Source organism: Streptomyces sp. NPDC006872 (assembly GCF_040635845.1).
Lineage (GTDB): Bacteria > Actinomycetota > Actinomycetes > Streptomycetales > Streptomycetaceae > Streptomyces.
On sequence record NZ_JBEYIL010000022.1, the window covers coordinates 47,072 to 69,817 of the forward strand.

21 protein-coding genes are annotated in these 22,746 nt (G+C 73.0%); 9 read left to right on the forward strand and 12 right to left on the reverse strand.

Features of this window, described 5'->3' with window-relative positions:
- Window positions 1–70 precede the first annotated feature (70 nt).
- From ABZ725_RS43795 to ABZ725_RS43810, 4 genes are read left to right on the forward strand one after another with little or no spacing between them, the layout of a single operon-like run.
- A complete protein-coding gene (locus ABZ725_RS43795) occupies window positions 71–487 on the forward strand; it encodes a nuclear transport factor 2 family protein (protein WP_358807937.1) in 417 nt (138 codons plus the stop codon).
- On the forward strand, window positions 484–1,602 hold the full coding sequence (locus ABZ725_RS43800; protein ID WP_358807938.1) for an acyl-CoA dehydrogenase family protein: 1,119 nt from the start codon (window positions 484–486) through the stop codon (window positions 1,600–1,602). The genes ABZ725_RS43795 and ABZ725_RS43800 overlap by 4 nt, the downstream gene beginning before the upstream one ends.
- A 7-nt stretch (window positions 1,603–1,609) precedes the next feature.
- Window positions 1,610–2,395 carry an acyl-CoA dehydrogenase family protein gene (locus tag ABZ725_RS43805; protein WP_358807939.1) on the forward strand — a complete coding sequence of 262 codons (786 nt, stop codon included), beginning with the start codon at window positions 1,610–1,612 and terminating at the stop codon, window positions 2,393–2,395.
- 13 nt (window positions 2,396–2,408) lie between these two features.
- Complete coding sequence (locus ABZ725_RS43810) at window positions 2,409–3,212, forward strand: acyl-CoA thioesterase domain-containing protein (protein ID WP_358807940.1); 804 nt, start codon at window positions 2,409–2,411, stop codon at window positions 3,210–3,212.
- 38 nt (window positions 3,213–3,250) lie between these two features.
- On the opposite strand, the gene ABZ725_RS43815 is transcribed toward ABZ725_RS43810, so the two are convergent.
- Window positions 3,251–4,396: a thiolase family protein gene (locus tag ABZ725_RS43815; RefSeq protein ID WP_358807941.1), complete on the reverse strand. Its 1,146-nt coding sequence runs from the start codon at window positions 4,394–4,396 to the stop codon at window positions 3,251–3,253.
- The gene (locus ABZ725_RS43820; protein WP_358807942.1) at window positions 4,389–5,819 is read right to left on the reverse strand and encodes an AMP-binding protein; all 1,431 of its coding nucleotides are present in this window, start codon (window positions 5,817–5,819) and stop codon (window positions 4,389–4,391) included. Before ABZ725_RS43820 ends, ABZ725_RS43815 begins: the two co-directional genes overlap by 8 nt.
- A gap of 54 nt (window positions 5,820–5,873) precedes the next feature.
- On the opposite strand from ABZ725_RS43820, the gene ABZ725_RS43825 reads away from it, so the two are divergent.
- Entirely contained in the window at window positions 5,874–6,641 is a 768-nt protein-coding gene (locus ABZ725_RS43825) for an SDR family oxidoreductase (RefSeq protein ID WP_358807943.1), read from the forward strand.
- Between the two features lie 7 nt (window positions 6,642–6,648).
- Here ABZ725_RS43825 and ABZ725_RS43830 read toward each other — a convergent pair whose 3' ends face one another.
- Both ABZ725_RS43830 and ABZ725_RS43835 read right to left on the reverse strand, forming a co-directional pair.
- On the reverse strand, window positions 6,649–7,767 hold the full coding sequence (locus tag ABZ725_RS43830; protein ID WP_358807944.1) for a phosphotransferase family protein: 1,119 nt from the start codon (window positions 7,765–7,767) through the stop codon (window positions 6,649–6,651).
- Entirely contained in the window at window positions 7,764–9,089 is a 1,326-nt protein-coding gene (locus ABZ725_RS43835) for an acyl-CoA dehydrogenase family protein (RefSeq protein ID WP_358807945.1), read from the reverse strand. The genes ABZ725_RS43830 and ABZ725_RS43835 overlap by 4 nt, the downstream gene beginning before the upstream one ends.
- 313 nt (window positions 9,090–9,402) lie before the next feature.
- Here ABZ725_RS43835 and ABZ725_RS43840 point away from each other — a divergent pair, with 313 nt between their 5' ends.
- A complete protein-coding gene (locus ABZ725_RS43840; protein WP_358807946.1) occupies window positions 9,403–10,170 on the forward strand; it encodes a glucose 1-dehydrogenase in 768 nt (255 codons plus the stop codon).
- A 36-nt stretch (window positions 10,171–10,206) separates the two neighbouring features.
- Here ABZ725_RS43840 and ABZ725_RS43845 read toward each other — a convergent pair whose 3' ends face one another.
- Genes ABZ725_RS43845 through ABZ725_RS43875 form a run of 7 tightly spaced genes read right to left on the reverse strand, consistent with a single transcriptional unit; the run spans window position 10,207 to window position 18,466 of the window.
- Window positions 10,207–11,244, reverse strand: coding sequence for a CoA transferase (locus ABZ725_RS43845; protein ID WP_358807947.1), 1,038 nt, complete (start codon window positions 11,242–11,244; stop codon window positions 10,207–10,209).
- Window positions 11,241–12,197: an LLM class F420-dependent oxidoreductase gene (locus tag ABZ725_RS43850; RefSeq protein WP_358807948.1), complete on the reverse strand. Its 957-nt coding sequence runs from the start codon at window positions 12,195–12,197 to the stop codon at window positions 11,241–11,243. Before ABZ725_RS43850 ends, ABZ725_RS43845 begins: the two co-directional genes overlap by 4 nt.
- Before the next feature lies 1 nt (window position 12,198).
- On the reverse strand, window positions 12,199–12,588 hold the full coding sequence (locus ABZ725_RS43855) for a cobalamin-dependent protein (RefSeq protein ID WP_358807949.1): 390 nt from the start codon (window positions 12,586–12,588) through the stop codon (window positions 12,199–12,201).
- A 35-nt stretch (window positions 12,589–12,623) separates the two neighbouring features.
- Window positions 12,624–14,204, reverse strand: a complete 1,581-nt coding sequence (locus tag ABZ725_RS43860) for a methylmalonyl-CoA mutase family protein (RefSeq protein WP_358807950.1) — start codon at window positions 14,202–14,204, stop codon at window positions 12,624–12,626.
- Window positions 14,201–15,643: a FadD3 family acyl-CoA ligase gene (locus ABZ725_RS43865; protein ID WP_358807951.1), complete on the reverse strand. Its 1,443-nt coding sequence runs from the start codon at window positions 15,641–15,643 to the stop codon at window positions 14,201–14,203. Before ABZ725_RS43865 ends, ABZ725_RS43860 begins: the two co-directional genes overlap by 4 nt.
- Before the next feature lie 8 nt (window positions 15,644–15,651).
- Complete coding sequence (locus tag ABZ725_RS43870; protein WP_358807952.1) at window positions 15,652–16,830, reverse strand: amidohydrolase family protein; 1,179 nt, start codon at window positions 16,828–16,830, stop codon at window positions 15,652–15,654.
- 37 nt (window positions 16,831–16,867) lie between these two features.
- Entirely contained in the window at window positions 16,868–18,466 is a 1,599-nt protein-coding gene (locus tag ABZ725_RS43875; protein WP_358807953.1) for an AMP-binding protein, read from the reverse strand.
- Between the two features lie 89 nt (window positions 18,467–18,555).
- Here ABZ725_RS43875 and ABZ725_RS43880 point away from each other — a divergent pair, with 89 nt between their 5' ends.
- Genes ABZ725_RS43880 through ABZ725_RS43890 form a run of 3 tightly spaced genes read left to right on the forward strand, consistent with a single transcriptional unit; the run spans window position 18,556 to window position 21,062 of the window.
- The gene (locus tag ABZ725_RS43880) at window positions 18,556–19,617 is read left to right on the forward strand and encodes a ferredoxin--NADP reductase (RefSeq protein WP_358807954.1); all 1,062 of its coding nucleotides are present in this window, start codon (window positions 18,556–18,558) and stop codon (window positions 19,615–19,617) included.
- A gap of 1 nt (window position 19,618) precedes the next feature.
- The gene (locus ABZ725_RS43885) at window positions 19,619–20,338 is read left to right on the forward strand and encodes an enoyl-CoA hydratase/isomerase family protein (protein WP_358807955.1); all 720 of its coding nucleotides are present in this window, start codon (window positions 19,619–19,621) and stop codon (window positions 20,336–20,338) included.
- Window positions 20,328–21,062, forward strand: a complete 735-nt coding sequence (locus ABZ725_RS43890; RefSeq protein WP_358807956.1) for an alpha/beta hydrolase fold domain-containing protein — start codon at window positions 20,328–20,330, stop codon at window positions 21,060–21,062. Before ABZ725_RS43885 ends, ABZ725_RS43890 begins: the two co-directional genes overlap by 11 nt.
- A 63-nt stretch (window positions 21,063–21,125) precedes the next feature.
- On the opposite strand, the gene ABZ725_RS43895 is transcribed toward ABZ725_RS43890, so the two are convergent.
- Window positions 21,126–22,724 (reverse strand): GMC family oxidoreductase N-terminal domain-containing protein, encoded by a 1,599-nt coding sequence (locus ABZ725_RS43895; protein ID WP_358807957.1) that lies wholly within the window; start codon window positions 22,722–22,724, stop codon window positions 21,126–21,128.
- Window positions 22,725–22,746: the final 22 nt, after the last annotated feature.

Genomic DNA, 22,746 nt, shown 5'->3' on the forward strand with positions numbered 1-22,746 from the left:
ACCGCATGGAAGCGTGATACTCATAATTCGAGAATTATATTCTCATCGGAACGTTCTCCTGGGAGGTCCCTTGAGCGACACCGACGACCTGGTGGAGATCGAGCAGCTCCTCGCCCGCTACGCGGTCTCGATGACCCGCGGCGACGTGGACCGGGTGCTCGCCGTCTTCACCCCGGACGGCGCCTACAGCGCGTTCGGCGACACCTATCCGCTCGACGAGTTCCCGGCGCTGATCTCGGCCGCCCCCAAGGGGCTCTTCCTCGTCGGCACGCCCGTGATCGAACTGGCGGAGGACGGCGCCACGGCCGCCGGCACCCAGCCGCTGTGCTTCGTGGAGCATGCGCAGCACGGGATGCGCATCGGCTACTACAACGACACCTACGTCCGCACGCCCGACGGCTGGCGGCTGCGCACCCGGGCGATGACCTTCATCCGGCGCAGCGGCGACCACGACTCGGGCCGTCCGCACGCCTTCACGCGTTCATGAGGCTCTCCCCGTTCACGAGCCTCGACGCGTTCCGGGGCGAGCTGCGCGCCTGGCTGGACGACCATGACCTGACCCCGCCCGCCGGTCACGACCTGGACGCCCAGGTCGCCCAACTCGCCCGGGTGCGCGGGGCGTTGTGGCAGGCGGGCTGGATGCGGTACGGCTGGCCGCGCGAGGTCGGCGGGCTGGGCGGGACCGGTGCGCTGCGTGCCGTGCTCGGCGAGGAGGTCGCCGCCCGCGGCCTGGCCGAGCCCGGGATCTGGTCGATGGTCGAGGTGCTGGTCCCCACCCTGATCGACTACGCGCCGCCCCCGCTGGCCGCCGAGCTGGTGCCCCGGCTGCTGAGCGGCGAGGAGCAGTGGTGCCAGGGTTTCTCCGAGCCGGGTTCGGGCAGCGATCTGGCGTCCCTGTCGACCCGGGCCGCCCCCAGCGGCGACGGGGAGGACGGCTGGACGGTGTCCGGGCAGAAGGTGTGGACGAGCCTCGCCCAGTACGCCGCCCGCTGTGTCCTGCTGGCCCGCACCGGAGGTCCCGGGCACGCCGGGATCAGCGCGTTCCTCGTCGACATGGACTCCCCCGGCATCACGGTCCGCCCGCTGCGCACGATGCACGGCGTGGACGAGTTCGCCGAGGTCTTCTTCGACGACGTCCAGGTACCGGCGTCCCGGCTGCTGGGCGCGCCCGGCGACGGCTGGCGGCTGGCCATGGACCTGTTGCCGTACGAGCGTTCCACCTGCTTCTGGCATCGGATCGCCCACCTCTACAGCCGCCTCGACCGGCTCCTCGCCGACGGCTGCGAGCCCGATGCGGACGCGCTGGGCGGCGCCTGGCTCGATCTGCACACGGTCCGCTGCCGCTCCGCGGCCACCCAGGCCCGGCTGGCCGCGGGGAGCCGGCTCGGCCCGGAGACCTCCGTGGACAAGATCCTGCTGGCCGGCGCGGAGCAGCGGCTCTTCGACACGGCCCGCGACCTGCTGCCGGGCACGGTCGAACTGGCCGACGGCCCCTGGCGCACCGAGTACCTCTACTCGCGGGCCGCGACCATCTACGGCGGCACCGCCGAGATCCAGCGCAACATCGTCGCCCGCCGTCTGCTGGACCTCGGGAAGGAGTGAGCGCCGCATGGACACGGCCGAACGTGACCTGCTCGAAGAGACCCTGCGCAAGACGATGACGGGCGCCGCCGGCCCCCGGCTCGACGCCGCGCTGGCCGACCTCGGCTGGCCGGAGATGCTCGCCGAGGAACCCGGCGTCGCGATCCCGCTGGTCTTCCGGCTGCTCGGCGAGACCGGCGCGCACGCCTGCGTCCTCAACGACGTCCTGCTGCACTCGGCCGGCCTGCCGCCCGGCGGCACTCCGGCGCTGCCGTACGCGGGCGGGGGGTGGGTGGAGTGGAGCCGGGGGGAAGTGTCCTACGGCAGTGCCCTGGACCCCGAACTGCCCCTGCGGCAGGTGCCCGTGGGCACGTCGGCGCCGGTGGCCGCCGGGCGGGGTGCGCTGGGCTGGTGGCTGCTCGGCACGGGCCGCGCCATGCTCGCACTGGCCCGCCTGCACATCCTCGACCGGGAGCAGTTCGGACGCCCGCTCGCCTCGTTCCAGGCGCTGCGACACCGGCTCGCCGAGACGTACACCGCCCTGGAGGGCGCCGAGGCGGCCCTCGTCGCGGCCCGGGACGACACCGGGGCGCTGCTGGCCAAGGCCGCCGCCGGGCGGGCCACGCTCACCGCCGCCCGGCACTGCCAACAGGCGCTGGGCGGAGTCGGGTTCACCGCGGAGCACGAGCTGCACCGGCACGTCCGACGTGCCCTGGTGCTCGACGGGCTCCTCGGCTCGTCCCGCGAACTCACCCGCGAGGCAGGCGCGTTACTGCTGTGCGAGGGCCGGGCACCTCATCTCGTCGACCTGTGAAGGGAGTTCGCGCATGACCACCGACACGGACCTGTGGCCCGATCTGCTCGGCTGTCTCGACCTCACGCCCCGGGGCACGGGCGTCCACGAAGGCCGTTCCCAACAGCTCGCCTACCGGCGGTTGTTCGGCGGCCAGCTGCTCGCGCAGTTCGCCCGCGCGGCCCTCCTGGCCGCCCCCGGCAAGGGCCTGAAGTCGCTGCACACCCAGTTCCTGCGGGAGGGCCGTACCGGGGAGCCGGTGCGCTACGAGACCGAAGTCCCGCAGGAGGGGCGGACGTTCGCCGCCGCTCGGATCGTCGCGCGGCAGGAGCACGGGGTGGTGGCCGTCGCGAACGCGAGCCTGCACACCTGGGAGGAGGGACCGGACCGGCAGACCGTCGACCCCGCCCCCGCCCTCCCGGGACCGGAGCGCGGGGTCGAACTCCCGCTGCTGCCCTGGGAGTCACGTGCCGTCGCCGACCTGGACACCGAGAAGTCCGAGCCGCCCGTCTTCGAGCTGTGGACCCGGATCCCCGAGGCTCACCGGTCGCTCGGGCCGGCACTGCTCGCATACGCCACCGACCTCACGCCGATCGGCACCGCGCTGCGGCCGGTGGCGGGGGTGACGCAGCCGGACTCGGGGCGGGCGTTCGCCTCGGCGGTGACCTCGCACACGGTGTGGTTCCACCGGCCGGTCGAGCTCGGCGACTGGCTGCTGCTGCGCCAGCACAGCCCCGTCGCCGCGCACGGCCGGTGCTTCGGACGCGGGGACGTGCTGACCGAGCAGGGGCTGCTGCTCGCCTCGTACGCGCAGGAGGCGCTGCTGCGGTTCCTCTGAACGCCCCGAACGGCCCCGCGCCGACACGACGCAGGGTCTCAGGGCGCGGGGACCTCCACCACGACCGCCGATCCCATGCCCCCGCCCGCGCACATCGACGCCACCCCGACTCCCCCGCCCCGGCGGCGCAGTTCGTGGATCAGGGTGACGAGCATCCGGGCGCCGCTGGCGGCGACCGGGTGGCCGAGGGAGCAGCCGCTGCCGTTGACGTTCACCGTGTCGGCGTCGAGGCCGAGCCGGTGGACGGCGGCGATCGGGACCGACGTGAACGCCTCGTTGATCTCGAAGAGGTCGACGTCGGCGACCGTCATCCCGGCCCGGCCGAGCGCCTTGGGGATGGCCCGGACGGGCGTCAGCCCGGTCTCCGCCGGGTCCGCGGCGACCGAGGCCCAGGCGCGGACCGTGGCGAGCGCCGGCAGCCCGGACCGCTCGTCGGCCACCGCGAGCAGTGCTGCCGCGTCGTTCGCGCCGGAGGCGTTCCCGGCCGTGATCGAGAACCCGTCGATCTCCGGGTGGAGCGGCTTCAGCCCGGCCAGTTTCGCCGCGCTGGTGTCGCGGCGCGGATGCTCGTCCGCCTCGAAGGGACCGTGCGGGGTGTCGATGTGCACCGTCTCCGCCTTGAAGCGGCCCTCGTCCAGGGCGCGCACGGCGTTGCGGTGGGAGCGCAGCGCCCACTCGTCCAGCTCGGCACGGCCGATGCCGGCCCGGACGGCCGTGTTCCAGCCGACGGTGATCGCCGTGTCGAGGTTGGGGGCCTCGGGACGGTCCGGGTGGGTGGGCGGCACCCAGCGCTGTGCCCACTCGGCTCCCGAACCCCGGTACGCCAGCCGAGGGGCGGTGGACAGGGACTGGACCCCGCCCGCGAGCACCAGCCGGTCCATGCCGGCCCGCACGGAGGCAGCGGCGGTCTGGACGGCCGCCAGGCTCGCGGCGCAGTGCCGGTTCACGGCGAGGCCCGGCACCTGCGGCAGGCCGGCGGTGAGCGCCGCGTGCCGGGCGACGACTCCGCCGCCGTGGTGCGACTCGGCGAGGACGACGTCGTCGACCAGCTCGGGATCCAGGCCCTCCGCGACCGCGGCCACGACACGGTCGGCGAGTTCGTAGGCGGTGGTGTCGCGCAGGGCCCCCTTGAAGGCGGTGCCGATCGGGGTGCGCAGCGCGGCGACGATCACGGCTTCAGGCATCGGCGGCCTCTTCCAGTTCGGCGACGAGGGTCCGCCGCAGCAGCTTTCCGGTGGAGGTGCGGGGCAGTTCGGGGCGGAAGACGACGGTGTCCGGGGTCTTGGCGGAGCGCAGCCGCTCCTTGGCGAAGGACCGGATCTCCTCGGGGTCGCCCACTCCGACGAGCACGGCGACCAGCCGCTGGCCCCACTCCGGGTCGGGCAGTCCGAGGACGGCGGCCTCGCGCACCCCGGGGTGTTCCAGGAGGACGTCCTCGATCTCGGCCGGTGCGATGTTCTCGCCGCCCCGGATGATGGTGTCGTCGGCGCGGCCCTCGACGAAGAGGTAGCCCTCGGCGTCCAGACGTCCCCGGTCACGGGTGGCGAACCAGCCGTCGTCGGCCGTCCCCGCGACGCCGGTGTACTCGCCGGAGATCTGTTCCCCGCGTACGAAGACGAGTCCGGTGTCGCCGGCGGGCAGCGGGCGGCCGTCCTCGCCGCGGACCTCGATCTCGACGCCGGGCAGTGGGCGGCCGACCGAGCCGAGGCGCTCGCGGACCGCCGGGTCGGCGGCGGCGAGGGCCCGCCGGTGGTCGTCGGGGCCCAGGACGCAGATGGAGGAGGCGGTCTCGGTGAGGCCGTAGGCGTTGACGAAGCCGGTGCTCGGGAACTGCCGCAGGGCCCGCGCAACCACCGGGCGGGGCGCGCGGGCGCCGCCGTAGGCGAGGCTGCGCAGGCTCGGCACGTCCGCCGTCCCGGCGCCGAGCTCGGCGGTGACCCGGGCCAGCATCGTGGGCACGAGCATGGCGTGGGTGACGCCCTCCCGGCGCACGGTCCGCAGCCAGTCGACCGGATCGAAGGACGGCTGGTAGACGATCCGGCGTCCCGTGTAGAGGTTGGTGAGCAGGTTCATCAGGCCGGCGACGTGGTACGGCGGGAGCGCCACGAGGGCCGCGTCGGCCGGGTCGGCGGAGCCGAAGTCCTGCGTGTTGAAGACATAGGCGAGCAGATGGCGGTGGCGCAGCAGGGCCGCCTTGGGCGCGGCGGTGGTGCCGCTGGTGTAGAGGGTGACGGCGGTGGCGTCCCGGTCGTCGGGGGCGGGCCGTCGGCTGCTGTCACCGGGCGGGGCGAGGAGGGCGTCGAGGTCGCGCTGGTGCAGGACCTCGGCGCCCGGGTGGCGGTCGATCAGCTCATTCGACTGGGCGTCGCTCAGGCGGTAGTTGAGAGGGACGAAGGGGACCCCCGCCAGGGCGGCGCCGAACAGCGCCACGGGGTAGGCGAGGTGGTTCGTCCCCAGGTACAGGACCGCCGAGCGGTCACGGAAGCGGTCGGCCGCGTGGTGTGCGAGGCGCTGGAGTCCGGCTGCGGAGAGCGACCGGCCGCCCTCGGTGACGGCCGGCCGGTCTCCGGCGGAGGCGGCCATTTCCAGGATCACGGCTATATTCATGAGAACGTCATTCTCGTACAGTTAGAGGCCGACTTGCAAGAGAGGGGAGTTACCGTGCGGATCGAAGGTTCCTCGGCCCTGGTGGTGGGCGGCGCGGGCGGTCTCGGCGAGGCGACGGTACGGCGGCTGCACGCGGCGGGGGCCGCGGTCGTGATCGCCGACCTGGCCGACGAGAAGGGCAAGGCGCTGACCGCGGAACTGGGCGTGCGGTACGTCCGCGCCGACGCCACCGACGAGGACTCGGTGGCGGCGGCGGTCGCGGAGGCCGAGGACGCGGGCGTGTTCCGCATGGCGGTGGACTGCCACGGCGGTCCGGCGAGCGGCGGCCGCCTGGTCGGCAAGGACGGCGCCCCGTTGGCGCTGGAGGGGTTCCGCACGACGGTCGACGTCTATCTCACCGGTGTGTTCAACGTGCTGCGGCTGACCGCCGCGGCCATCGCCCGCACCGCACCCTTCGGCGAGGACGGCGGTCGCGGGGTCGTCGTCATGACGTCGTCCATCGCCGCGTACGAGGGCCAGATCGGCCAGTTGCCGTACGCCGCGGCCAAGGGCGGGGTGTCCGCGATGACGCTGGTCGCCGCCCGCGATCTGTCCCCGCTCGGCATCCGTGTCGTGTCGGTGGCGCCGGGCACGGTTCTCACACCCGCCTACGGCAAGGCGGGCGACCAGTTGGAGGCGTACTGGGGGCCGCAGGTGCCCCACCCGCGGCGGATGGGGCGGCCCGAGGAGTACGCGGCCCTGGTCCAGCACCTCTGCGAGAACGACTACCTCAACGGTGAAGTGGTGCGCCTGGACGGCGCGTTGAGGTTCCCGCCGAAGTGACGCGGCTTCAGTCGCGGTCCATCTCCTGGCGGGCCTTGGCCCACAGCCAGCCCGCGTAGGCGTGCAGGCCCTCGCCCATCCTGCGGTTCATCCGGCCGGCGAGGGCTCGGGCGTAGCTGCCCTCCAGGAGCGCGGCGAGGCGGAAGCAGGCCAGGACCTGGTACCAGCGGAAGCCGGAGACGTCCCGGCCGGTCGACTCGCCGTAGTGCGCGACGAGTTCGGCGCGGCCGGGGACGCCGTCCCAGGGCTGGAACTGCGGTTCGCTGCCGGGCGGGTCGCCCTTCTCGCGCCAGGCGGTGAGGATCCACGCCAGGTCGAGGAGGGGGTCGCCGAGCGAGGCCATCTCCCAGTCGACGATCGCGGCGAGCTTCGGGGCGTCGTGGGCGAACATGACGTTGGCGAACTGCAGGTCGCCGTGGACGATGCCGGTCGCGCCCCCCTTCGGTGTGTGGGCGGTCAGCCAGTCGGCGATCCGGTCCACCTCGGGGGACTCGCCCTCCCGGTAGGCGGGGTCGTCGCGGTAACCGTGCAGCAGCTTCAGGTACTTGGGGGTCTGCCGCTCCAGCCAGCCCTCCGGCCGGCCCAGGTCGGCGATGCCGTGGCGGGCCGGGTCGACGGCGGCCAGCTTCGCCGCGCCGTCGACGAGGGCGAAGGCGACCGCGCGTCGCCAGGCGGCGTCCTCGGCGTACGCGCCGGGGAGCTTGCCGCGCGGGGTGAAGCCGTCGATCTTCTCCAGCACGGAGAAGGGCGCCCCGAGCACCTCCTCGTCGAGCACGCTCGCGCGCAGTCGTGGGTGCGGTACGTCGGTGTCGGCGAGGGCTGCGAGAACCCGGCTCTCACGGCGGAAGGCATCCGAGGCCCCGGAGCGCAGATGGCGGCCGGGGCGACGCAGGACGAGTTCGACGCCGTCGGCCCGGCGGAGGGTGAACAGCAGGTTCTGGGCGCCGCCGGTGAGGGGGTCGAGGGCGGTGACGGGTCCGTCGCCGGGGAGATCGGAGAGACCGGGCCACGCGTTGAGCCGGTCCAGATCGGCCTTCCGGTCGCCGGTCTTCGGGTCCTCGGTCTGCTGGTCACCAGCCTGCTGGTCACCAGCCTGCTGGTCATCGGTCTTCGGGGCGTCGCTCACCAGGTCACCGCCGTCTCCTTGAGGCGGTCCGCGTACTGCGCGCGGGCCGCGGTCAGCCGGGTGGGCAGATGCGCGGAGCCGAAGAGGGTGTCCTCGGCCGGCTCGCCCTCCTTCAGCAACAGCCGGGCCACCACGTCCTGGTGGGCCTCGGTGGGCCCGTCGGCGACGCCGAGGGTCGGGCCGGAGTTCCACATCTTGGCCAGCGGGAGCTCGTTGGAGACGCCGAGGGCGCCGTGCAGATGGAGGGCCCGGTAGGCGACGTCGACGAGCACCTTCGGGGTGGCGACCTTCACGCCGGAGACGTGCAGCCGGGCACGGCGGGCGTCGGCGCGGTCGCCGGTGCGATGCGCCCGGTCCATGTGCCAGGCGGCGTGCAGGACCTGGAGCCGGAACTGCTCGATCTGGATCCAGGCGTCGGCGAGTTGGTGGCGGACCGCCTGCTGGTCGGCGAGGGCGCCGCCGCGGGTGCGGCGGGAGGCGATGCGCTCGGTCATCATCTCCAGCGCCTTCCTGCACTGGCCGACGGAGCGCATCGCGTGGTGCAGTCGGCCGCCACCGAGGCGGGTCTGCGCGATGAGGAAACCGGAGCCGGGCTCGCCGAGCAGGTTCTCGGCGGGGACCCGGCAGTCGGTGAAGCGGAGGTAGGCGTGGACGCCTTCGCCGAGCGGCTCGCCGGCCATGCCCGTGCCGCGCACCATCTCCATGCCGGGGGTCCCGGCCGGGACGAGGATCATGGAGGCGCCCTGGTGCACGGGCACGTCCGGGTCGGTGATCACCATCGCGATGACGAAGGCGGCCAGCGGATAGTTGGAGGCGAACCACTTCTCCCCGTTGATCACCCACGCCTCGCCCGCACGGACCGCCGTACAGGTGAAGCCGCCGGGGTCGGCGCCGCCGGTCGGCTCGGTCATCGCGAAGGTGGAGACGATCCGCCCGTCGAGCAGCGGTTCGAGGTAGTCCTTGCGCTGCTGCTCGGTGGCGTAGTGGGCGAGGATCTCCGCGTTGCCGGAGTCCGGGGCCTGGGTGCCGAACGCCATCGGCGCCCAACTCGACCTGCCCAGTATCTCGTTGAGCAGTCCGAGGTTCACCTGCCCCATGCCCATGCCGCCGAGCGAGGGCGGCAGATGCGCGGCCCACAGGCCCTGCTCGCGCACCCGCCCCTGGAGCGGCCGGACGACTTCCCGGAACACCTCGCTCTGCCGGTCGTAGGGGTCGGCGTTGCCCGGAAACAGCACGTCCAGCGGCTCTATCTCCTCGCGGACGAGCGTCGCGGCCCAGTCGAGCTTCTCCTGGAACGCCTCATCGGTACTGAAGTCCCACATGACGCACCCTCCATCAGAATGGCGTTCTGAAATTAGCAGAATGACATTCTCCGGTCCACTAATCGCGCTACCGCCTGTGACGGGAATCCGGAGCCCGCACCCCGGCGCGGCGCCGGTCGCGTTGGGGAGGACGGCCCGGGTCTGCCGAGCCAGCTCGGCGTCGGACGCCTGGCCGCCGCTCGCGACCATCAGCGCGAGCCCGGCGTCCATCAGCGCCCCGGCCTCGACGCCCCCTCGGCCGCCGACCTTCAGAATGCTATTCTGCATCAACGAGAACGATACTCTCACTCGGGAGAACGCTCCAGGAGGCGTGATGGGTTACGCGGACGAGCTGTTCGACCTCACCGGCCGGGTGGTGCTCGTCACCGGCGGCAGCCGGGGGCTGGGGCGGGCCGTCGCGTTCGGCGCCGCGCACTGCGGCGCCGACGTGGTGGTGGCCAGCCGCACGTACGACGCCTGCGCGGCCGTGAGCCGGGAGATCGAGAAGGAGACGGGCCGGGCGGTCCTCCCGTACGCCGTCCACGTGGGCCGCTGGGACGAGCTGCCCGGCCTGGTCGACACGGTGTACGACCGCTTCGGCCGGCTGGACGCGCTGGTCAACAACGCGGGGATGTCCCCGGTCTACGACGACCTCACCGCCGTCACGGAGAAGATGTTCGACTCGGTCCTGGACCTCAACCTCAAGGGCCCGTTCCGGCTGTCGGTCCTCGCGGGCGCCCGGATGGCCGAGGCCGGCGGCGGCACGATCGTCAACGTCAGCTCCACCGGCTCGATCCGCCCACGCCCGGCGATCGTCCCGTACGCGGCGGCGAAGGCGGGCCTCAACGCGATGACGGAGGGCCTGGCGCAGGCGCTCGGCCCGACCGTCCGCGTCAACACCCTGATGTGCGGCCCCTTCGCCACCTGGGCCACCCGGGGCTGGCAGGAGAACCCGGAAGCCCTCGCCGAGGGCGTCCGCCCCCACGCCCTCCAGCGCATCGGCGCCCCGAGGGAAGTCGTGGGCGCCGCGCTCTACCTCGTCTCGGACGCGTCGTCCTACACGACCGGGGCGACCCTGCGGGTGGACGGCGGGATGCCGTAGGGCGGCGTGACTGCCGCCGACACACCTCGGCGCTTCTCAGGTGTGGTCGCCGTGCCCGCCGAGTGCGGGCGGCGGGCCGTACGTCGGCTCGTGGCCGGGGATGCGGAACGGGCTGGCGACCAGACGGTGGCCGGCCGCGTCCACCACCGCCTCGGGGGCGGCCGCCAGGGCCTCCGGGAGGGTGCGTACGGCTGCGGCCGGGACCCGCAGGGGGCGTAGGCGGGCCTCCCAGCCGGTCGCGGTGTCCACGGCCAGGGCCTTGGTCACCGCCGCGACGACCTCCGCACGGTGGGCCGCGCGCTCGGCCATCGTGGCGTAGCCCTCGATGCCGGCCTCGGTGGCGAAGGCCTGCCAGAAGGCGTCGTGGGTGATGAAGAGGGCCAGGTGGCCTTCCGCGGTGGGGAAGAGCTGGGCGGGGACGTAGTGGGCGTGGGCGCCGCCCAGACGGCGGGGGGCCTTGCCCTCGTTCAGCCAGGCGGCGGCGTGGTAGTTGAGCTGGGAGAGCATGACGTCCCGCAGGGAGACCTCGATCTGGCCGCCGCGACCCGAGACCACCTGGGCGAGGAGGCCCAACGCGGCGGCGAGACCTGCCGAGTTGTCGGCCGAGGAGTAGCCGGGGAGGAGGGGCGGACCGTCGGGTTCGCCGGTGAGCGCGGCGATGCCGGTCGCCGCCTGGATCACGTAGTCGAAGGCCGGATCGTCCCCCGCCGTCATGCCCCAGCCGGTCAGGGCGACGCAGACCAGCCGTTCGTTGTGCGGGCGCAGGGCCTCGTAGGTGAGGCCGAAGCGGTGGACGGCGGAGGGTTTGAGGTTGACCAGCAGGGCGTCCGCGTCGCGGACCAGGGTGTGCAGCCGGTCCTGGCCCCGCGCCGTCGCCAGGTCCACGCGCACCGAGCGCTTGCCCCTGTTGAGGCTGGCGAAGTAGGCGTCCGAGACCTGGCGGGAGAGGTCGCCGCCGGGGGGTTCCACCTTGGTGACCGTCGCCCCGAGGTCGGCCAGCAGCATCGTGGCGTACGGGCCGGCGAGGATGTGGCCGACCTCCAGGATCCGCAGGCCCGCCAGGGGGCCGGTCATCGGAAGGTCGCCGCGATCGCCGCCACGGCCTCCCGGGTGCGCAGTTTCGACGCGATGAGTTCGTCGCGGCCGTCGCCGATGGGCAGGAGCCGGATCGACAGGTCGGTGACGCCCGCGTCGGCGAAACTCCGGAAACGGGCCGTGATCGCCGACTCGTCGCCCGCCGCGCACAGGTCGCCGACGTCTCTCGCGTCGCCGCGGTCCAGCAGCCGCTGGTAGTTGGGCGAGATCTCGGCCTCGCCGAGGATGCGGTTGGCGCGTTCGCGGGCCGCGTCCACCTCGTGCGGGGCGCAGAGGCAGACCGGGATGCCCGCGACGACGCGTGGAGCCGGGCGGCCCGCCTCGTCCGCCGCCTTGGCGATGGTCGGCACGACGTGCTCGGCGACCGTCCGCTCGTCCGCCATCCACAGGACGGTGCCGTCGGTGCGCTCCCCCGCGATCCGCAGCATGACCGGGCCAAGTGCCGCCATGAGTACGGGTAGTCGGGCGATCGGGGCGATGGTCAGTGGATTGTGCACCTGGAAGTGTTCGTTCTCCACGTCCACCGAACGCGCCCCGCTCACCGCCTCGCCCAGCACCTCCAGATAGGCGCGGGTGTACGCGGCCGGCTTGTCGTAGGGGATGCCGAGCATGTCGCGCACGATCCAGTGGTGCGAGGCGCCGACGCCGAGGGCGAGCCGGCCACCCGCCGCCGCCTGCGCCGACAGCGCCTGCCGGGCGAGCGCGACGGGGTGCTGGGCGTGCACGGGGACGACCGCCGTGCCGAGTTCGATGCGCGAAGTGGCCTGTCCCATCAGGGCGACGGCGGTCAGCGCGTCGAAGTCGGTGGGCACCTGCGGCACCCACACGGTGTCGAAGCCGGCCTCCTCGGCCCAGCGGGCGTCGTCGACCATCCGCGCCGCCTTGTGCACGGCGTCGCCCCGCTCGGGGCCGCTCATCACTCCGACTCGCATGTCAGTCCCGTCCTGCGGCGATGCCCGCGGTGAGGTCACGGATGTCCGCGACGATGTCGTCCAGCGAAGTCCCCGTCGGGTACACGGCCGCCGCTCCCGCCGCGCGCAGCTTCGGCACGTCACCGGCGGGGATGGTGCCGCCGACGACGACCGGGATGTCGTCGCCCCCGGCCGCGCGCAGCGCCTCGACCGTGCGGCGGGTGAGCGCGAGATGCGCGCCGGAGAGGATGGACAGGCCGACCAGGGCCACGTCCTCCTGGACGGCGGTGGCGGCGATGTCGTCCACGCGGTGGCGGATGCCCGTGAAGACCACCTCGAAGCCGGCGTCGCGCAGGCCGCGAGCGACGAGCTTCGCCCCGCGGTCATGCCCGTCCAGACCCGGCTTCGCCACGAGAACCCGTACCGGAGACGCTTTTTGATGGTCCATCAGAACACCACCGGCTGCCGGAACTCGCCCCAGACCGCGCGCAGGGCGTCCGCCATCTCGCCCACCGTGCAGTAGGCGTCGGCGCAGGCGATCAACGGGTGCATCAGGTTCGCGTCTCCTTCGGCGGCGCGTTTCAACTCCGCGAGCCGGGCCCGCACTTCGGACGCGTCGCGCTCCGCCTTCACGCGCGCGAGGCGTTTCAGCTGGCGTTCGCGGCCGTCCGCGTCGAGTTCGTAGGCGGCGAGGTCGGGCGGGGGCTCGTCGACCGTGAAGCGGTTGACGCCGACGACCGGGCGCTCGCCCGAGTCGACCTCCTGGTGCTGCCGCCACGCCTCGTCGGCGATCAGGCCCTGGAGATAGCCGTCCTCGATACAGCGGACCATGCCGCCGTGCGCCTCCAGGTCGGCCATGATGTGCTCGATGCGCTCCTCGGTGGCGTCGGTGAGGGCCTCGACGAAGTACGAGCCGCCGAGCGGGTCGGCGACCTTCGTGACGCCCGTCTCGTGGGCCAGGATCTGCTGGGTGCGCAGGGCGAGCGTCGCCGACTCCTCGCTGGGCAGCGCGAACGGCTCGTCCCAGGCCGCGGTGAACATCGACTGCACCCCGCCGAGCACGGAGGCGAGCGCCTCGTAGGCCACGCGGACGGTGTTGTTACGGGCCTGCGGCGCGTACAGCGAGGCGCCGCCCGCCACACAGCCGAAGCGGAACATGCACGCCTTGTCGGTCTTCGCGCCGAACCGCTCGCGCACGATGGTGGCCCAACGCCGCCGCCCGGCACGGTACTTGGCGACCTCCTCGAAGAACTCGCCGTGGGTGTAGAAGAAGAAGGAGATCTGCGGGGCGAACTCGTCGACGGTCATCCGGCCGCGCGCGAGGACGGTCTCGCAATACGTCACCCCGTCCGCGAGCGTGAACGCCATCTCCTGCACGGCGTTGGCGCCCGCGTCGCGGAAGTGCGCGCCGGCGACGGAGATCGCGTTGAAACGGGGCACTTCGGCGGCGCAGAACTCGATGGTGTCGGCGATGAGCCGCAGCGACGGCTCGGGCGGCCAGATCCAGGTGCCCCGGGAGGCGTACTCCTTGAGGATGTCGTTCTGGATGGTGCCGGTGAGTTTCGCGCGCGGGATGCCGCGCTTCTCGGCGGCGGCGACGTAGAGGGCGAGCAGGATGGCGGCCGTGCCGTTGATGGTGAAGCTGGTGCTGATGCGGTCCAGCGGGATCGCGTCGAAGAGGATCTCGGCGTCGGCGAGGGTGTCGACGGCGACTCCGACCCGGCCGACCTCGTCGCCGTACTCGGGGTCGTCGGAGTCGTAGCCGCACTGGGTGGGCAGGTCGAGCGCGACCGACAGGCCCGTGCCGCCCTGGTCGAGGAGGTAGCGGTAGCGGCGGTTGGACTCCTCCGGGGTGCCGAACCCGGAGTACTGGCGCAGGGTCCAGGTGCGACCCCGGTACCCGGTGGGGTAGTTGCCGCGGGTGAAGGGGTAGTCGCCGGGGGCCGGTGGTCCGCAGCGGAGGTCGGCGGGGCCGTAGACCGGCTTGAGGGGGATGCCGGATGCGGTGCGGGGGTCGTCGGTCGTCATGACAGCTGGTCCTTCATCACCTTGCCGGTGGCGTTCAGCGGCAGTTCGGTACGGAACTCGATCCGCCGGGGCGCCTTGAAGCCGGCCATCCGTTCGCGGGCCCAGGCGATCAGTTCGGCCTCGCTCACCTCTCCGCTCGGCACCACGAACGCCTTGCCGACCTGGCCGAGCCGTTCGTCGGGCACCCCGATGACGGCGACCTGGGCGACGGCCGGATGCTTCAGCAGGAAGCCCTCGATCTCGGCGGGGTAGGCGTTGAAGCCGCCGACGACGAACATGTCCTTCTTGCGGCCGACGATCCGCAGCCGGCCCTGCGCGTCCAGCTCGCCGAGGTCGCCGGTGTGCAGCCAGCCGTCGGGGTCGATCGCCTCGGCCGTGGCGGCGGGATCGTCGAGGTAGCCGCGCATGACGCCGTAGCCCCGGACGAGGACCTCCGCGTCGTCGGCGAGGCGGATCTCGAAGCCCTCGCAGGGGCGGCCGACGGTGCCGGCGACGGCCTCGTACGGGTCGCCGGGGCGGGAGGCCGTGACGGTGCCGGCCTCGGTGAGGCCGTAGCCGGTCATGAGGTGGCTGAACGGCAGCTCGGCGGTGATCCGCCGGACCAGCTCCACCGGGATGTCGGCGGAGCCGGTGACCGCGACCCGTAGCGAGGACAGGTCCCGGCCGCCGTCCGCCGCCAGCAGGGAGTGGTAGAGGGTCGGCGGGCCCGGCAGGACCGTCACCCGCTCCTTCTCCACCAGCTCCAGCACCCGTTCGACGTCGAACACCGCCAGCGGCAGGACCGTCGCGCCCCGGATCATCGACGCCACCAGGCCCGCCTTGTAGCCGAAGATGTGGAAGAACGGGTTGACGATCAAGTAGCGGTCACCGGCGCGCAGTCGGGCCAGCCGACACCATTCCTCGTAGCCTCGCAGGGTCTGGCCGTGGGTGGTCAGCACGCCCTTGGGCCGGCCGGTCGTGCCGGAGGTGAAGATGATGTCGGCCAGGTCGTCCTCGCCCACCTCGCGCTCCAGCGGCTCGCCCGAGCCGAGGAAGCCGTCGGTCTTCAGATCGATGACCGGGACGCCGGGCGGGCCGGTGAACTCCCGCTCCAGGAAGCCGTTCTGGACGAGGAGGACCTTCGCTCCGCTGCGTACGACGATGTCGTGCGCCTCCTCGTCGCGGAACCGGGTGTTCACCGGAACGAGCACCCCGCCGGCGGTGAGGAGACCGAACGCGGCGACGATCCACTCGGCGGAGTTGGGCGCCCACAGCGCGACCCGGTCGCCCAGTCCGACGCCCGCCGAGGCGAACGCCCCCGCGGTGCGCCGGACCTGTTCGGCCAGTTCGGCGAAGGTCAGGCGACGGTCGCCGTCGACGACGGCCTCGGCGTCGCCGAAGCGGCTCGCGGCGCTGCGCACCAGCTCCGGGATGCTGTGCCACCGCGCGGTCGTGTTCATCGCGATCCTCAACCGTCGATCAGCCGGGCCAGGTTGCCGCCCATGACCTTCGCCTGGTCCTCCTCGGACAGCTTCACCAGGTGGTCGACGTAGGTGAGCGGGTCGGCGAGGCCCTCGGGGTGGGGGTAGTCGGAGCCGAACAGGACCCGCTCGATGCCGATGAGATCGCCGAGGGCGGCCATGTCCTCCTCCCAGAACGGGCTGATGTGGATGTTCCGCCGGAGGACCTGGACGGGGTCCTCCCGGAACTCGTGCGGCATCTTCTTGTAGACGTCGGCCAGCCCGTTCAGCACCGGCCCCACCCAGGAGGCGCCGTTCTCGATGACGGCGACCTTCAGCTCCGGGAAGCGGGTGAGCGCGCCGTGGCAGATCAGCGAGGTCACCGCGTCCTCGATCGGCCGCCACTCGTGGACCTGCCGGAACGCATTGGGCTTGAAGGGCAGGAACTCCCGCTTGTTGCCCTCCCAGTCGTTGGCGTAGGTCGCGTAGCCGCTGTCGGAGGAGTGCAGCGCGACCAGGACGCCGGTCTCCACCACCCGCTTCCAGAACGGGTCGAACTCCGGCAGGGCGAAGGAGCGGGTGCCGCCGAAGCCGGGGACGGGGGCCGGGCGGATCAGGATCGCCCGGGCGCCGCGCTCCACGACCCAGTTCAGCTCGTCGATCGCCTTCTCGACGATCGGGAGCGTGATGACGGGGACCGTGTAGATGCGGTCCTTGTAGGCGAAGCCCCAGGTCTCGTGGAGCCACTGGTTGAGGGCGTGGACGACCGCGTGGATCAGCTCCGGGTCGTCCTTCATCCGCTCCTCGATGAGGCTGGCGAGGGTCGGGAACATCAGGCTGCGCCGGATGCCGAGTTCGTCCATCAGCTCCAGCCGCGGGGCCGGCTCGCGGAAGGCGGGGATCGCGCGCATCGGCTCGCCGAAGATCTCCCGGCGGGTCTTGCCGGTCGGGTTGCCGACCTTGAAGTACTCCTCCATGGCGCCCGGGCGGGCGACCACGTCGAAGGTGGGGTTCGGGATGTACTCGCTGATCTGTCCACGGATCGCGATCTTCGTGCGGCCACGGACGTTCACGTACTCGATCGCCCCGTCGTACTCCTTGGGGAGGTACCTGGTGAGCGCTTCCTGCGTCTCGTAGAGGTGGTTGTCCGCGTCGAACAGCGGATACGCGACGTCGCGAGAGGGCATGGGAGATCCTCCTTCACCGTTCGCGAGAATCATATTCTCACTTCTGGGTAGTGGCAATGCTGTCACGAAGAACAAACTTCTTTACCTTGCCGCTGGCGGTCCGCGGAAAGTCGTCGACGACGCACACCTGCTCCGGCCACTTCTGCCGGGCGAGACCGGCCCGTCGGAAGTGCAGCCGCACCTCCGGCAGGCCCGGGGCCGTCCAGCCCGGGAGCATCCGCAGCACGGCCGCGGCCCGCTCCCCGAGGCGCGGGTCGGGCACGCCGACGACGGCGGCCTCCGCGACGCCGGGCAGGCCCAGCAGGACCTCCTCGACCTCCAGGGCGCCGATGTTCTCGCCGCCGCGGATGATGACGTCGGCCTTGCGGTCGGTGATCGACAGCCAGCCTCCCCCACTCTCGGCTTCGCTCGAGCGGGAGGTGCCCCCATCGTCCACGACGCCGATGTCCCCGGTCCGGTACCAGCCGGCCTCGTCGAAGGCGGCCGCGGTCAGAGCCGGGTCGGTGTAGCCGAGGCAGAGGTCGGGGCCGCGGGTGAGGATCTCGCCGTCCTCGGCGAGCCTCAACTCCACGCCGGGCAGCGGGAGTCCGTCCGTGTGCAGGCGCTTGGCGGCCGGACCGTCGTAGGGCGTGCAGGTCACGGAAGGGTGCTCGGTGGAGCCGTACGCCCTGAACACCCGGATGCCCAGGGCCTCCAGACGGGTCGTCACGGCGGAGGGGACGGACGCGCCGCCGAGGCCGGCGTAGCGCAGGCGGGCGATGTGCTCGGGCGTGCAGTCGGGATGGTCGAGCAGGCTCGTCATGTAGTACGTCGCCCCGCCGCCGACGGCGAGGCCCTCGTCCTTCGTCAGCGCGAGCGCCTGCGCGGGGTTCCAGGTGTCGCCGAGGTTGACCGGCGAGGCGTCGAGGACCGGGATGAGGAAGGCGTTGACCATGCCGATGAAGTGGCCGACCGGGGCGACCGTGAACTGCCGGCCGCGGTCGGGCGGGTAGCTCGCGGCCAGCTGCCGGGTCTCGAAGCCGAGGGTGCGATGGCTGTGGATCACCCCCTTCGGGTCGCGGGTGGTGCCGGAGGTGAAGGCGATCAGGGCGGGGGCGGCCGGGTCGACCGGCAGCACGCCGGGCATCGGCTCGTCGGCGAGCAGTTCGTCGAAGTCCCGGCCCACCACGCCCACGACGGGCACGGAGGCGCACAGCTCCGGGCGGAACTCCAGGCGTCCGAAGCGCTCGGCGGCGAAGAACGCCTTGGGGCGGGTGGCCTCGACGATGTAGCCGACCTCCTTGGGCCCGTAGAAGTGGACCACCGGCACCACCACCGCGCCGAGGAAGGCGGCGGCCCAGAACACGGCCGCCGCCTCCATCCAGTTGGGCAGCTGCATGACGACCACGTCACCGGGTCCGACGCCGCGCTCGCGCAGTCCGCCGGCGAGCCGTCGCGCCACCCGCTCCACCTCGGCGAACGTGCCCGACCAGGGGCGCACTTCGGAGTGCACGCGGAACTCCGTGCCGCCGGCCGTCACCAGCCCCGCGCTCAGGAGGTCGCCGAGGGTCTCGTCGGTCCACCAGCCCTCCGCCTCGTAGCGCTTGGCGAGTTCGGGGGGAACGGTCCGCAGGGCGCCGGGGGGAATCGCGTGCATGCGACGGGTCTCCTCACTTGGGTCTCGTCTCCTCACTCGCACCGGTACGAGAATTGCACTCTCGCACAGCGAGAAGGTAAGTTCCATACATGGCACGCGACCATGGCTTCCATCCGATACGGATCACCCGGATCGTCGACGAGACGCCGGATGTGCGCACGTTCGCCCTCGACGCCGACTTCCCTTACCGAGCCGGGCAGTTCCTCACCTTCCGGGTGCGCGGGACCCTGCGCAGCTACTCGATGTCGTCCTCCCCCGACACGGACGGCGAGCTGTGTGTGACCGTCAAGCGGGTGCCGGGCGGGCTGGTGTCCGGCTGGATGCACGACGAGCTGCGGCCGGGGGACGTGCTGGAGGCCACCCGGCCGAGCGGCGCCTTCTGTCTGCGCCCCGACCCGGGCGGCAGGCCGCTGGTCGCGTTCGCCGGGGGCAGCGGGATCGCCCCCGTGTTCTCCCTGGTCAAGAGCGCTCTGGCGACGACCGGACGGCCCGTGCGCGTACTGGCCGCCCACCGGGACGCGCCGGGCGCGATCTTCCGCGCCGAACTGGACGCGCTGGCGGACCGCCATCCCGGGCGGCTCGCCCTGCACCACCATCTCGACGACCGCGACGGCCTGGTCACGGCGGAGCGGATCCGGGAGCTGGCGGACGGCTCGGCCGACGGTCGAGCCGACCGTCGGGCCGACTTCTACCTGTGCGGACCGGAGCCGTTCATGACGCTGGTCGAGGAGACGCTGTCCGCCCACGGGGTCGCCGAGGAGCGGATCTTCGTCGAGCGGTTCACCCCGGTGAACGGCACAGTGAACGGCACAGCGAACAGCGCCGTGAACGGCACGGTGAACGGCACGGAATCCGCCGCTCCGCAGCCGGTGACCGGCGGCGCCGTCACCGTCGTCCTGCGAGGTCGGCGGCGTTCGGTGCCGCAGCGCTCCGGCGAGACCCTGCTGCAGAGCGCCCGCCGGGCCGGCCTCACGCCGCCGTTCTCCTGCGAGTCGGGGGACTGCGCCACCTGCATGGCCCGGCTCACCGTGGGGGAGGCCAGGATGCGGGTGAACAACGCCCTCGACGCCGACGAGGTCGCCGAAGGGTATGTGCTCACCTGCCAGGCCGAGCCGACCTCACCCGACGTGACCGTGGAGTACGAGGACTGACATGGTGGAACTGGAGCTGGAGGACGGCCTCGCCGTCATCACGATCGACCGCCCGCACGCCCGCAACGCCGTCGACCTCGCCACCATGGCCGAGCTGGAGAAGGCCCTGGACGCGGCTGACGGCGCGCTCGCGCTGGCGGTGACCGGGGCGGGCGAGAAGGCCTTCGTCTCCGGCGGCGACCTCAAGGAGCTGGCCCGGCTGCGCACCGAGCCGGAGGCGTCCGCGATGGCGCTGCGGATGCGCGCGGTCTGCGACCGGATCGCCGCCTTCCCCGGTCCGGTCGTCGCGGCGCTCAACGGGCACGCGCTGGGCGGCGGCGCGGAGGTGGCGGTCGCCGCCGACATCCGGATCGCCGCCGACGACGTCCGTATCGGCTTCAACCAGTCCCGGCTGGCCATCGTGCCGGCCTGGGGCGGGGCCGAGCGGCTGGCCCGGCTGGTGGGTCCGGGGCGGGCGCTGCTGCTGGCAGGCACCGGGCGGGTGCTGGACGCGGCCGAGGCCGAGCGGCTGGGCCTGGTCGACGTCGTCCTGCCGCGCGCCGGATTCACCGACGCCTGGCGGGAGTTCGCACGCGGTCTGGCCACCGCGCAGGCCCGCGAGATCAAGAACCTGACCACCCGCACACGAAAGCCGGAGGAGGCCGCCGCGGCCTTCGCCCGGCTGTGGGTGGCCGAAGAGCACTGGGAAGCGGCCGAGAGGGTGATGTCCCGTGGCAGGTGAAGTCCGTGTCGAGGAAGGTCCGTTCGGGCCGGAGGTGCGTCCCGACCGCGCAGCCGTGGAGCAGACGGTGCTGTATCTGCACGGGGACCCGCGGCTCGCGGGCACGGTGCAGGACGCCCTGCCCACCGCGCGCGAACTGGCGCGCGCCACCGGGTTCGCCGTGGTCTGCGCCCGCTACCGGCCGCGGTTCCCGCAGGCGCTCGACGATGTGTACGCGGCCTGGGAGCACTGCCGGGCCCGGGGCGGCGCGGTGGCGGTGACCGGCAAGCGGCTCGGCGGGGCGCTGGCCGCCGGGCTGCTGCTGCGGCTGCGCGACGAGGGCGCGCCGCCGCCCACCTGCGCGGTGCTCGTCTCCCCGCTGCTGGACTTCACGCTGGAGGCGCCGAGCCTGCTGCTCAACGCGGCCGCCGACCGCACGGTGGACGCGGAGTCGCTGCCGCTGCGGGCGGCCGCGTACGCGGGGCCCGAGTCCCGCAGCAACCCGCTGCTCAGCCCGCTGCACGGCAACCTGCACGGGCTGCCGCCGATCCAGCTGCACGCGGCCGGCACCGAGGTCCTGCTGGACGACGCCCTGTCGTTCGCGACGCGCGCCGCCCACTCGGGGGTGGCGGTGGACCTGCGGGTCTACGAGGACGCGTCGGCCCAGGGGATGCGGCACGTGGGGGCGGCGGCGGACTTCCTGCGGGCGTGGTGCCCGAACGGGCTGGTCACGCACTCGGGCTGACGACGGGCAGACGGGCAGGGGGAGCCCTACAGGCACCCCCTGCCCGTCTTGTCCCGTCCCGGGTCAGGCGTCTTCGAGGACGAGTTCCGCCGCCCGCCAGGCCAGCGCCATCACCGGCCCGTTCAGGTTCCCGGCGACCATCGCGGGCAGCACGGACGCGTCGACGACCCGCAGCCCGTCGACCCCTCGCACCCGCAGCCGGGGGTCGGTCACGTCCTCCGGGGCGGAGCCCATCGCGCAGGTGCCGATCGCGTGGAATCCGCAGTATCCGCCGTCGAGCGAGGACCGCAGGATCTCCTCGTCGGAGGTGACCGCCGGGCCGGGAAACGTCTCCCGCCTGATCCGCGAGGCGATCGGATCGACGGCGAAGAACTCCCGCAGCCGCCGGAAGAGCGCCGCGCCCGTCTCCCGGTCGTGGGCCGAGTTCCAGTAGCCGGGGTCGATGTCGAGGCCGCCGTCCGGGTCCGCCGAGGTGATCGCCAGCACCCCTTCCGACGTGGGCCGCAGCACCAGGGCGCACGCGGAGATCCCGGGTTCCCGCTCCACGCCCGCCGGTTTCCCGGGCACGAGCGTGTCCAGGGACCAGGGTGCGAGCAGCACCTCGGCGTCGGGGCGGGCCAGTTCGGGGCGGGTCTTCAGGAAGCCGATCACGTCGTAGGCGGGCCGGGCCAGCGGGCCCCTGCGGGTGAGGAGGTAGCCGGCTCCGGCGCGGGCCTGGGCGGCCGGCGTGGCGAGGAGGCGGTTGGCGCCGAGCGGGGCGTTGAGCCGGAACCGCAGGGCCAGACAGCGGTGTTCGCGCAAGTGCGCGCCGACGTTCGGCCGGTCGAGGCGGACGTCGACGCCGGCCGCCCGGAGCACTTCGGCGGGGCCGATGCCGGACAGCTGGAGCAGCTTGGGCGTGGCGAGGCTGCCGAGGCTGAGGACGACCTCGCGGCGGGCCCGGACGTCCTCCTCGCGGCCGTCGGCCGTGCGGAGCCGGACGCCGACGGCCTTGTCGCCGTCGAACAGGACCCTGACCGCGGTCGTGTCGGGTGCGACGGTCAGGTTGGGCCGGGAGCGGGCCGGGCGCAGGAAGGCGCGGGCCGAGCTGAAGCGCTGCCCGGCCTTGATGGTGGCCATGGCGTGGCCGATGCGCTCGCCGTCCTCCTCGTTCACGTCGGTGACGGCCCGCAGCCCGAACGCCTCACCGGTGGCGACGAGTTCGTCGCACAGCGGATCCGGATCGCGCACCCCCGACACATGCAGGGGGCCGCCCGCGCCGCGGGTGGCGGTGGCGCCCAGGGCGTTGTCCTCCAGGGCCCGGAAGGCGGGCAGGACCGCGTCCCAGCCCCACCCGGGGTTGCCGAGCCCTTCCAGTGCGTCCCAGTCGGCGCGGCTCCCCCGGTTGTAGACCATGCCGTTGACGGCGCTGGACCCGCCCAGCACCTTGCCGCGCACCCACACCTCCGGGTTGCCGCCCTCCCGCAGCGGGCGGGTGCGGTAGTGCCAGGAGTAGGCGGGGTCGCCGAAGAGCTTCCCGACGCCCTTGGGGATCCGCAGATACGGGTGCCGGCCGGGGCCGCCCGCCTCGACGAGCAGCACCCGCGCGCCGGGATCGCGCGAGAGCCTGCTCGCCAGGACACAGCCCGCCGATCCCGCGCCCACAATCACGTAGTCGTACATCGCCGACACCTCTTTTTCGTTG